The 11,648-nt window shown below is 70.2% G+C and carries 7 protein-coding genes and 1 pseudogene; 2 read left to right on the forward strand and 6 right to left on the reverse strand.

Going from position 1 to position 11,648, the window contains the following annotated elements:
• The coding region (locus tag MKK75_RS08245; protein ID WP_279593699.1) for an acyl-CoA dehydrogenase family protein at nt 1–190 on the forward strand (190 nt) is incomplete at its 5' end.
• Between the two features lie 487 nt (nt 191–677).
• On the opposite strand, the gene MKK75_RS08250 is transcribed toward MKK75_RS08245, so the two are convergent.
• The 3 genes from MKK75_RS08250 to tcuA form a co-directional block, all read right to left on the reverse strand.
• On the reverse strand, nt 678–1,055 hold the full coding sequence (locus MKK75_RS08250; RefSeq protein ID WP_313901840.1) for a VOC family protein: 378 nt from the start codon (nt 1,053–1,055) through the stop codon (nt 678–680).
• A gap of 104 nt (nt 1,056–1,159) precedes the next feature.
• Complete coding sequence (addB, locus tag MKK75_RS08255; RefSeq protein WP_244042111.1) at nt 1,160–4,324, reverse strand: double-strand break repair protein AddB; 3,165 nt, start codon at nt 4,322–4,324, stop codon at nt 1,160–1,162.
• A 111-nt stretch (nt 4,325–4,435) separates the two neighbouring features.
• On the reverse strand, nt 4,436–5,932 hold the full coding sequence (tcuA, locus tag MKK75_RS08260) for an FAD-dependent tricarballylate dehydrogenase TcuA (RefSeq protein WP_244042112.1): 1,497 nt from the start codon (nt 5,930–5,932) through the stop codon (nt 4,436–4,438).
• 118 nt (nt 5,933–6,050) lie between these two features.
• Between tcuA and MKK75_RS08265 the strand changes: the two genes are divergently transcribed.
• Complete coding sequence (locus tag MKK75_RS08265) at nt 6,051–6,704, forward strand: GntR family transcriptional regulator (protein WP_244042113.1); 654 nt, start codon at nt 6,051–6,053, stop codon at nt 6,702–6,704.
• Nucleotides 6,705–7,198: 494 nt separating this feature from the next.
• Here the strand turns inward: MKK75_RS08265 and MKK75_RS08270 are convergent, their stop codons facing one another.
• From MKK75_RS08270 to MKK75_RS08280, 3 genes and pseudogenes are all read right to left on the reverse strand, one after another.
• Nucleotides 7,199–8,506: an MFS transporter gene (locus tag MKK75_RS08270; RefSeq protein ID WP_244042114.1), complete on the reverse strand. Its 1,308-nt coding sequence runs from the start codon at nt 8,504–8,506 to the stop codon at nt 7,199–7,201.
• A 23-nt stretch (nt 8,507–8,529) separates the two neighbouring features.
• Complete coding sequence (locus tag MKK75_RS08275) at nt 8,530–9,912, reverse strand: 2-hydroxycarboxylate transporter family protein (protein WP_244042115.1); 1,383 nt, start codon at nt 9,910–9,912, stop codon at nt 8,530–8,532.
• A 350-nt stretch (nt 9,913–10,262) separates the two neighbouring features.
• A pseudogene (locus MKK75_RS08280) lies at nt 10,263–11,648 on the reverse strand (porin); the annotation flags it as partial.

Below are 11,648 nucleotides of genomic sequence, written 5' to 3' on the forward strand. Positions count from 1 at the left end.
CAATTGCGGCAAGGCCCTCGACATCGCCCGTACCGCCCGCGACATGCACGGCGGCAACGGCATCATGGGCGAGTACCATGTGATGCGCCACGCCCAGAACCTCGAGACGGTCAACACCTACGAGGGCACGCACGACGTCCACGCGCTGATCCTGGGCCGGGCGCAGACGGGGCTGCAGGCGTTCTTTTGAGGGGCTGACAGCGGCCGGTCATGGGGTTTGCGGGCTCGAAGGTCTTGCGTGGCGGCGCGTTCCAGGCCTTCGGCCTTATGCGCCCCAGCTTTGCCACGTACCCGCCCTCCCCCCTTTGCAAGCGACGATGCTCACACATCTCCCTCGGGGACGAGCGCGACGCCCCCTCTCCCCACAAGCGGGGCGAGGGGGGATCTGCGGCCATCGTCGGCGCAGCGGATGAAGTGTGAATCCGCAAGCCTCTGCGGGGGAGGGAGAGATGTGGGGCCGCTTATGCTGATCCTTGAATGGAGACGCATGAATGCAGCAGCTCAAACCGGTCAAACCCGGCGCCCAGTCACCCCGACAAGGCGGAGCCGCCGGCGCGAACGCATCATGGCCCTGCCGGCGCCCGGATACCCAAGTTCTCGGCAAGGCGCACGAGGTAGCCGTTGGGATCCTGCACGAGGCATTCCCGCTGGCCGTGCTCCGCGTCTCCGACCCTGTATCAAGCCTCGCTCGGCGCCTCGAACAGTGGCCAGCCTTCCGCCTCAAGGGCGCCCAGGACCGGATCGAGCGGCTCGATCATCGTCTGCAAATTGATGCCCCGGCCGAGCGGGTATTCCAGTGTGCCGGTCTCCCAGCTGCCGTTGCGCTGGCACAGCATGATCTGTGCGTCGCCGCGCACCAGGAAGGCAAAGCGCGCGGCCGGGCGATCGTAGGCGATCGCGAAACCGAGCAACCCGCACCAGAACCGCAGGCTCGCATCGAGATCCGTCACGCACAATTCCGGCACGAGCGCCCCGATACCGCTTTGTGGCGCAGCGCCTGAGCCGCGGGATCGCGCCCGGGCCGCGGGATCGGTCAGGGGCTCAAGCTCGGACATCGAACGGCTCCGCGTCTGCCGCACCGGATAGCCAGGATCGACATCAGGCCAGCACCTTCATCCGGGGCGAGCCTGATCCTATCGCGGTTCGCGATCGAGCCTACTCACTCCCCGCCCTCCTCCCCGCCGAGCGACCATTCCAGCACCCGGGCGAGGTGATCGTAGGACCCATACTGACTGGCGAATTGCGGATAGGGCCGGGCCGTGTAGGCCGCCTCCCCGGTCATGAACCGCGCGACCAGCCCGCGCAGCCGCTCGGCGTGCTCGGCGACGATCGCGGCGACCGCGCGTGCCTCGCCCCGGGGCGGCTTCACCGGCATCGGCAGGAACGGCTTCCGGCCGCCCGACGCGTGGACGTAGAGCAGATCGGGCGTCTCCTTCACGGCCGGCAGGTCCGCGAAGGCTCCGCGCATCAGCATCGCCGCCTCCAGGGTCAGCTGCGGCGAGAACCCGGAAAAGATCATCTTCGCCGAGGGCGGGGCACCGGTCTTGTAGTCGACGATGCAGGCGCTTCCGTCCGGGCGCAGCTCGATCCGGTCGGCCCGGGCGCGCAGCGTAAAACTCTCCCGGCCCAGCGGGATGACCCAGCGCCCCGACACCTCCGGATGGATCCGGCTCAGGCCAGGGCGGCGCTGCGTCTCCCAATCCAGATAGGCGGCGGCCATGCGCCGATAGCGCGGCCACCACTCGGCGTAGAGGTTCGGATAGTCCGCCTCGATGTCGCCGAAGGCGTTCACCGCGAGGTCGAACAGCCGCTCAACGGCGTCCCGGGGCAGGTCCCGCGGATGGCGCCGGGCGAACTCGGCGAAGACCTCGTGCACCAGGGACCCGCGGGTCGCGACGCCCGGAGCCGCCGCCAGCGGGTCCAGGGGATCGAGCCCAAGCACGTGTCGGGCGAAGATGCTGTAGGGATCGCGCACCAGCGTCTCGATCTCGGTGACGCTGAGCGAGCGCGGGAACAGGGCCGGATCCGGCTTCGGCGCGGGCCGCTTGAGCCGCGGCTCCGGCGGGGCCGTGTCGATCCGGGCGGCGAGGCCGGCAAAGCGGCGGCCCGCCGCGAGCACCGCGTCCCAGTTCCCGTCGCCGGCGAGCGCGCGCAGGCGCTGGATCAGCCGCGAGGGCACGGTTGGCGCGCCCTCGCGCTTCAGCGCCCGCGTGATCACCGCGTCCCCGCAGCCCAGCGCCTGCACGAAATCGTGCGCCATCTGGCCGATCCGCCGCTCGGGCGGGTTGAGGCCGACCCGCTCGCGCATCGGCCGGTTGAGGAACGCGTCGGTCAGGGTACGCACCGGCCAGACGCCCTCGTCGAGGCCGCCGAGCACCACCCGGTCGACCGAGAGCAGGCGCGCCTCCAGCAGGCCGAGGATGCGCAGACGCGGATGCGGGACCTCCCCCGAGCAGGTGACCACACGCTCTCGGGCGAGCGCGGTGAAGAAGGTCGCGTAATCGTCGAACCGCCCCGGCATCAGGCCGGGCTCGGCCATCTCCAGGTCGTCGAACAGGCCGTCGAGGCCGGACAGGGAGCCGTCCGTCTCCGCCTCGGGGGCGTCCTCCGGGCCGGCGACCAGCCGGTCGCAGGCCTCCCGGTGGCGGGCGGCCGTGGCGACGAGGTCGCAGTCGCCGCCCCCGTCGGGCCCCGGGAAGTCCCGGAAGACGTGGTCCAGCCGGTCGAGCAGATCCGCGGCGAGGTCCCAGTCGATGTCCTTGAGGCGTCGCTTGGCCCGGGGCCGGTGCTCCGGCGGCCCGGCGCGCTCCGCCGCAAGTGCCGTGCGCAACCCCGAAAAACCCGGGGCTGGAACCGGGCCGCGCAGCAGGCCGATCTCCAGGGCCGCCGCCCCACGCACCACGTCGGCGCGCGGCAGGCCGAGCCGGACCATCGGATGCGACAGCAGCGCGATCAACCGGGCCGGGATCGCGTCCGCTTGGTTGCGGGCGAGGTCGGCGGCAAGTTCCGCGGCCAACCGGGCGAGGCGCCCTGCCGGGCTTCCGGCCAGCGACAGGCCCGCGGAATCCTCCGCCACGATGCCCCAGCGCAGCAGTTCCACCGCCACCCGGCCGGCGAGCCCCCGGTCCGGCGTGACCAGGGCCGCGGTGGCGCCTTGCGTCTCGAGGGTCTCGCGGAGCGCCACGGCGACGATCAGTGCCTCCTCCCGCTCGTCGGCAGCCTCGACCAGCGCCAGCCCGGCGAGGCCGAGGCGGGCAGTGGCGTTGCGCCCGGCCGGGTCGAGGGCCGCCCAGGCGTCGGTGGTGTCGGCCGGCCGCAGGGCCTGCGACAGCAGGGCGGCCCGGGCCGCCTGTCCCGGCTCGGGCTCACCGAGGGCGACGATCTCCGCGCGGGGGAGGTCGAGGTTATCCGGCCCGAGCAGCCGGTGCAGCACCGCCTGCGGGTGGCCGTGGGCGATGACCCGCGAGAACCCTTCGCCGGTGTCGATGCCGTCCCAGCCGGCGGCGTCGAGATCGAGGTCGAGGCCGGGCAGGACCACGGCGCCCCGGGGCAGCTTCGCCACGGCGGCGATCAGCCGGGCGGTAGCGGGGACTGAGCCGAGCGAGCCGGCCACGATCACCGGTTCCGGTGTGAGCCCGCGCGACAGGCGCTGCTCCTCGGCCAGCAGGAGGCCGCGGGCGCGGGCGACGGGATCGGCGAGCCCGCGCTCGGCGAGCAGCTTCGGCCAGTTCTCGGCGGCAATCTTCACGAAGTCGAGGGTCAGGCCGAAGTAGCGGGAATACTCGGCCTCGACCGCCGCACCGATCTCCGACCAGGGCAAACCCTCGACGGTCAGCGCATCCATCAGCCGTTCGAGGTCACCCGCGAGGCCTACGGCGTCGGCCGGGGAGGACGGGACGAGGAACGGCACCTCGGCATCGAGCGGCAGCAGGGTGCGGTCCACCGTCCTGGCCCAGGCCTGGACGAGTCGGGCCATGATCAGCCGGCGCTCCAGGGGAGGCATCGGGGCGCTCAAAGGGTCGGCGTTCCCCTCGAGCAGCGGCTCGGCGGCGAGGTCGAGCTCCGCCTCGTCGGCCTCGCCCAAGGGGATCATCCGGGGCAGCAGGGTGGCCTGGCCGGGGGCATCGCGGCCGAGCCGGTCGGCCAGGATGGCGGACAGCGCCCGGGCGGCGCGGCGGGTCGGCAGGTAGACCGTGACGGCAGCGAGCGCCAGCGGGTCGGCCGCCACCGGCCCGACGAGCCGGCCGGAGAGCAGCGCCTCGGCAAGCGTCGGCAGGAACCGGACGCCGCGGGTGATGGTGAAGACGGCCTGTCGGGCTGGCATGCGTGGGGTTCTACGCCCGCGGCGGGCCCGCGGACAGGGGGCGGTGGGTCGCTCCGTTTCCGCTCCCCCCCCGCAGAGGGGGAGGGAAACCGTCGCGCTGTGCCGCTGCCCTTATCCCCGCACCCCCGCCGCCGCGCCGTAGCCCGCGCGCCGGCCGAACACCACGCCCGAGGTCAGCCCCGAGCCGCCCGGATAGCCGTTGAAGAACACGCCGCCGACCATCTCGCCGCAGGCGTAGAGGCCCGGAATGGCGCCGCCGTCCTCCCGCTTCACGCCGCCGTCATCCCCGACCTCGACGCCGCCGTAGGTGAAGGTGATGCCGCCGGTGACCGGATAGGCCTTGAACGGCCCGGCCTCGATCCTCTGCGCCCAGTTCGATTTCGGCAGGGGCAGCCCCTTGGTGCCGCGCCCGTCCTTCACGGTCGGGTCGAACGGCACCGCCTCGTCCACGGCGGCGTTGAACGCCGCGATGGTGCGCCTCGCTCCGTCCCGGTCGATGCCGTCGAGCTGGTCGAGGAGCCCGTCCAGGGTCTCGGCCTCGACGAAATGGGCGTCGTGGAAGCGGTACTCGCTGTAGAGCAGGTGATCGACCTTGGCGTCGAAGATCTGCCACGCCACGTGGCCGGGCTGCTCCATGATCGCGCGGCCGAACTGGGCGTAGGTGTAGTTGCGAAAATCCTTGCCCTCGTCGACGAACCGCTCGCCCTTCGCGTTGAGCATGAGTCCCAGAAAGTAGCAGATCTTGCGGTAGTGCTTGCGCTCGCCGTGCGGCAGATCCAGGTTTCCGTAATCGGGGGTGTGCAGGTCCATCGGCGTGGCGTGGCAGCCGCCGTAGAAGCCGTGCGCCTTCGCGCCGAGCGCGAGCGCCATCTCCAGCCCCTCGCCCTGGTTGTGCGGCGTGCCGCGGACGCGCGCCTTGTCCCAGCCCTCGCCGATGAAGCGCGTCCGCAGGGCGGCGTTCGACTCGAAGCCGCCGCAGGCGAGGATCACGGCCTTGGCGCGGACCGCACCCTGCGGCGTATCCACCCCGACCACGCGCCCGTCCTCCAAGATCAGCCCCTTGGCCGGGCAGCCGTAGCGGATCTCCCCGCCGGCCCGGATGAAGGCTTCGTGTTCCGCCCGGGCGAGGCCGAAACCCTCATCGTGGGTGGCGAGCGTCAGGCCGCCCCAGAATACGAAGCGGCCCTCTTTCTCGAAGGACTGGCGCGAATAGATCGGCTCGAACTTCACCCCCTGCGTCCCGAGCCAGCGGAGCGCCGCGCCGCTCTCGTCGATCAGGATGCGCTGCTCGCGCGAGAGCGGCCTCCCGTCGTTGAAGCCCAGGAGATCCTGCTCGAACTTCTTGGCCGTGTAGGCGCCGAAGTCGGTGCGCGGCAGGCGCGGATCCTCCGGGTCGGCCAGCAGCGGCATCAGGTCGTCGTTGCCCTCGTAGACGAACCGCATGGCACCGGCCGTGTAGGCGGTGTTGCCGCCCGCCAGATCCTGCTCGGCCTTCTCGATCATCAGCACCGAGGCGCCGCGTTCCAGGGCGGCGAGGCCCGCGCTCATGGCGGCATTGCCCGAGCCGACCACGACGACATCCCAAGGCGCGTCTCCCGACCGTTGCATCTCTGTCTCCTCGCCGTTCATTCTCATCGAAGCTATTGTATACGCCTGCATGCAATCTGTCGCAAGCGTTCCGGACGGCCCTGTTTCGGGTTATGGCGCAGCCGGAGGAGATCCCGGGATGAAGGCGAGCGAGTCGGAGCGCTCCAGCGGCGCCGGAGCCTACGAGCGCTTGCTGCGCGCGATCGAGGAGGGCGAACTCGCCCCCGGCAGCCGGCTGCGCGAAGCCGAACTCGCGGAGCGGTTCCAGATCAGCCGGACGCCGGTGCGCGAGGCGCTGGGGCGGCTGGAGGCGCAGGGCCTCGTCGCCCACGAGCCGCACCGGGGCGCCAGCGTGGCGCAGCTCGATTACGGACAGGTCAGCGAACTCTACGACATGCGGGAGGTGCTGGAGGGCACGGCGGCCCGCCTCGCCGCGATCCACGCCAGCGCGGTCGAAACCGAGATCCTTGAGGAGATGGTCGCCCGGGACCGGGGGCTGCTCGGCGACGCCCCGGCGCTCGCGCGGACCAACCGGCTGTTCCATCGGCAGATCCACGGGGCGGCGCGCAACCGCTTCCTGCAGGGCACGCTGGAGACGATGCGCCTGTCGCTCGTGCTGCTGCCGGGCGCCACCACCCTGTCGGCGCCCGACCGCGCCGCGGAATCGCTCGCCGAGCACGCCGCCATCGTGGCGGCGATCCGCGCCCATGACGGCGACGCCGCCGAAGCCGCGGGCCGGGCGCACATCCGGGCCGCCTTCAAGGCGCGGATCCGGATCTGGCAGGAGAGCTGAGCCGCCTCGGAGGCCGTTTGCCGCGAGCACACGATGGCCTGCGTCCCGCGGACCGATCAAGCTCTGGACCCGCGAAAGGTCGAGATCCAGCCGTTTCGAGGTCTTGGGCGGGGCTTGGGCGCCATCGCGTGTTGCCGCTCTGCACCGTCTTTTTCCCGGGCGCATGCAGCGCCAGCGGAATGCGACCCGGGCTCCTGCGCAAGACGTCGCGAAGCGTCGATCTCGATCAACCCGTGCCGCTGACGCGGCGCCTTGTGCGCCGGATCCCGGATCAGGTTCCGCTTCGCTCCACCTGTCCGGGGAAAGGGCGTGCACGTCACGAGGCCCGGGGTGACGATCCCATGCCGAGCGTGCCGCCAAAAACCTCGAACCAGCTGGGTCGAGACCGTTCGCGGATCCAGGGCAGAGCCTGGGTCATCATCTCAGGGCTCTCCATTGAGAACCCGCCAAGGGGCACGCCCTTCGGAAAGCGGGCTTCCGGGTCAGACGGACCCTCAGGCGTGGGCCGGGACGCGCTCCATCTGCGTCCGCCCCCGGAACAGGCCGAGGGTCGCGACGATGCCGCAGGCCGCCGCCGCCATCAGCCAGTAGCTTGGCGAGGCGCGGTCGCCGGTCTTCTCGATCAGGAAGGTCGAGACCATCGGGGTGGCGGTGCCGAACAGGGCGGTGGCGAGGCTGTAGGCCAGGGAGAAGCCGCTCGCGCGCACATGCGCCGGCACCACCTCGGACAGCGAGACCACCATCGCGCCGTTATAGACCCCGAAGAAGAACGAGAACCACAGCTCCACGGCGAGCATCTTGCCGAAGGTCGGGTCGGCCACCAGCCAGTGCAGGGCCGGGTAAGTCGTCAGCAGGGACAGGGTGGAGATCGTCAGCAGCACCGGCTTGCGGCCGATCGCGTCGGAGAGCGCCCCGCCCACCGGCAGCCAGATGAAGTTGGTGATGGCGACGCAGAGCGTCACGATCAGGCTGTCGGCCTCGGTGAGCTTGAGGACGTTCTTGCCGAAGGTCGGGGTGTAGACGGTGATCATGTAGAAAGTCACCGTCGTCATCGTGGTCAGCATCATGCCGAGCAGCACGATCCGCCAGTTGGCGGCGACCGTTGCCAGGATCTCGCGGGTGCTGGGGTGGTGGGTGCGCTTGGCGAAGGCCTGCGTCTCCTGCAGCGAGCGCCGGATGAAGAAGATGAACGGCACGATCAGGCAGCCGATGAAGAACGGGATCCGCCAGCCGAAATCGCCGATCTGCTGCTTGGTCAGGAAGGCGTTCAGCCCGTAGCCGATCAGCGCCGCGAACACGATCGCCACCTGCTGGCTCGCCGATTGGAACGAGGTGTAGAAGCCCCGCCGTTGCGGCGTGGCGATCTCGAACAGGTAGATCGAGACGCCGCCGATCTCGACGCCGGCGGAGAACCCCTGGAGCAGGCGGCCGGCCAGCACGATCAGGGGCGCGGCGACGCCGATCGTGTCGTAGCTCGGGCAGAAGGCGATCAGCACCGTGCCGCTCGCCATGATGCCCAGGGTGACGATGAGGCCCTGGCGGCGGCCGATCCGGTCGATATAGGCGCCGAGCACGATCGCCCCGAGCGGGCGCATCAGCGCCCCGAGCCAGAACGTCCCGAAGGTGAGCAGAAGCTCGGTGGTCTCGTTGCCCGAAGGGAAGAACGCCCGCGCGATGTACGTCGCGTAGAACCCGAACAGGAAGAAGTCGAACATCTCCAGGAAGTTGCCGCTCGTCGCGCGGAGGATCGCACCGATCCTGGATTTGAGGGTCGCCTCGACGGCGCCTGGATCACCGGCCATGGTTCAACGCTCCCTGGAATCCGTCAGACCCCGATCCATTTCATGGCGACGATCGTGCCGGTCACGGTCAGCGCGCCGCCGATGCGGGTCGCGATCTGCGCGAAGGGCATCAACGCCATCCGGTTCGCCGCCGTGAGGATCGCCACGTCGCCGGTGCCGCCCTGGCCGCTGTGGCAGGCGTTCACGATGGCGGTCTCGATCGGGTACATCCCGAGCCAGCGCCCGACGAAGAAGCCCGTCACCATCAGGGTCGTCACGGTCGACACGATGGTGATCAGGTTCACCAGCGTGAACGCGGCCATCAGCTCGTTCCACGGCGTGAGCGCCACGCCGATCGCGAACAGCAGCGGGTAGGTCATCGAGACCTGCACGAACTTGTACACCACGAAGCCGCCGGCCTGGAGATGGGGCGAGACCGCGCTGGCGAGCTTGGCGAACACCGCCAGGAACAGCATCGCCACGGGGGCCGGCAGGCCGACCAGGTGGTGGGCCATGACGCCGAGCAGGTAGAGGGTGATCGCCGTGAGACCGGCCGCCCCGATCGTGGCGGGGTCGATCTGGCCCCGCGCCGCCTCGGACCTGGCCTGCGCGTCGCTGGATTTCATCGCCTCCGAATCGGGCTGGAGACGGCCCTCGCCGGTGAGATGGGGATAGCGCTTGCCCACGGAGTTCAGGGTGCCCGCGAAGATGATCGCGGTGAGCGAGCCCAGCATCACCGGCGGCAGGACCTGGGCGAAGATCACGCCCTGCTGCTGGCCGAGGATCGCCGCGTAGCCGATCGAGAGCGGGATCGCCCCCTCGCCGACGCCCCCCGCCATGATCGGCACCACGATGAAGAAGAAGGTCTTGTAGGGGCCGAGGCCGAGCAGCGTGCCGACCAGGGTGCCGACGATCGCCGCCGCCACCGAGCCGGTGGCCAGCGGCGCGAAGATCTTGAGGAAGCCCTTGATCAGGACCTCGCGGTCCATGCCGAGGATCGAGCCGACGATGATCGTGGCGATGTAGATGTAGAGGAAGTTGGTGAACTTCGTGAAGTCGCCGATCGCCTTGACCATCTGCGGCGGGATGAGGGCATAGTAGACGAGCGCAGATGGGATGAAGGTCGCGAAGATCGCGCCCGCGCCGATGTTTCTGAGGATCGGGATCCGCTTGCCGATCTCCGCGCAGGTGAAGCCGCCCATCACCAGCACGGCGATCATGGTCGGCCCGTCGGGCTTGATCTCGCCCTCCTGAACCAGGATCACGATCAGGGCGGCGAGGACGACGTAGACCGGCAGCGGGATGATGCCGATCTTGAGATCGACGAGGCGCCACCAGCGCTCCGGCCAGAATCGGGCGGGACGGCCCTCTGCCATCCGGCCCTCGGCCGCGGATGGGGTGGGGCTCGTGGTGGCGGTGCTGGTCATGGCGTCCCCCCGGACTTCTCACCGCGTACGGCTTGCTCCGGACTTCACGACGCCCGGCAAGCGTGGTCCGTCGAAGTCCGCAGCCGGCGGAGATCAAGTGACATTCGGCGTATCAGCGCCGGTCGGAGGCGGCAACGCAGGGCGGGGAACAAAGCGCGCGACCTGTTCCGCAGGCGGGGATCGGGAACCCTGGCGGATCGTGCGCCGCACGTGACGGTCGATGGCCCGCCGAGTCGCCGCCGCATGTCACGGGCCCGGGCATGGAAAAGGCCCGGCGCGAAGCCGGGCCCAGGAGGTCGTCTTGCACGGGGGCCGGCGTCGAGACCCAAGTCCCGGCGCCGGCATCTCGATCAGAAGTCGCGCTGGACGCGCAGGCGGACCGACGACACGCTGTCCTGGGTCGCCGTCCGCACCGGACCACCCGCGTTGATGCTGGTGATGCGGGCGGTCGAATAGGCGGTCGGGTCCTTGTCGAGGTCGATCGCACGGCCGCTCTTCAGGCCGATCTGCGTGTAGTAACCTTCCACGCCGATATCGAGGTCCTTGACCGGCGACCAGATGAGGCTGGCACCCGCCACGAACTGGTAGGTGTCGCGCAGCGCTTGGCTCAGCTGGAAGAACCGGGTGCCGGGCTGACCGACGGTGTTGGTACCGGTCACGCCGGTGAGGCCGTAGAGCGCGCCCTGGCCGAACCGGGCGGTCTTCGAGAAGCTCTGCTCGCCGTAGGACCCGAACACCGCCGAGCGCCATTCCGGCGACCAGTAATGCAGGTACGAGCCCACGGCGGTGAAGCTCTGCGAGGTCTGCAGCTGGCCGGTGAGCGGGTTGACCGTCGCGTCCGAGAAGTACTGAACGAACTTCTGGCCCTGGATCGTGCTGCTGGCGCCGTACGTGTTGTACGAGCCGCTCCACGCGGAGTAGCCGGTATACATCTGCGCACCGTCGCCGTACGCGCCCTGCAGGTAGAGGGCGTCGCCCGGCGCGACGAACGGCGCGTTGATCTTCAGGCCGCCCTGAACCGCCCAGCCCTGGACGCTGCGTGTATGGGCGATACTGACATTGGCGCCCATAACCGGTGTGGAGACAATGTCGCCGACGTTCAGCTCGTGGGCGGCGGCGGACATCTGCGCCGAGCCCCAAGCCTGGTCGAGACGCGCGACGCCGACGAAGTCGGGCAGGCGCTCGCGCTGAACGACGTCGATGTTGCTGGTGAGGAGCGGAGCGCCCAGCCTGTTGTAGGCGACCACGACGGGGGCGAGCGGGCTGGTGCCGCCGGTCGGCGCGAAGATCGCGCTGCGGCGGTAGACCGGGTCTTCGATCGAGAGCGTCGCCGACAGGCCGTTCCCGAACGTGGCGGTGTAGGCGAGCAGGTTGGTCGACGAATTGTCGGATCCGAGCGTGCTGCCCGTGATCTCGAAGTCGTGGGCGTAGAAGTCGAAGAACGAGGAGGCGCGACCGGCGGTCAGGCCCGCGAACTGGATGAACGCCTTGTCGACGGTCATGAACTGCTGCGCCCGGCCGGCGGCGTCCACACCTGTGGCATTGTAGGCTTGGCCGATGCGCGTCGGCGTTCCGGAGGGGCCGACGCCGGACTAGCCGGTGCGGGCGCCGGCATCGAGGCGCACGAAGGCGCGCAGGGTGCCGTAGGCGGGCTGGGTGCGGGAGTAGAGGTTGAGTGTCAGCCGGACCTGATAGCCGGACGTTGCCGCGTTGCCCGACGCCTGGAAGGAACTGGT

This window comes from Methylobacterium sp. J-030, from assembly GCF_022829545.1.
GTDB lineage: Bacteria > Pseudomonadota > Alphaproteobacteria > Rhizobiales > Beijerinckiaceae > Methylobacterium.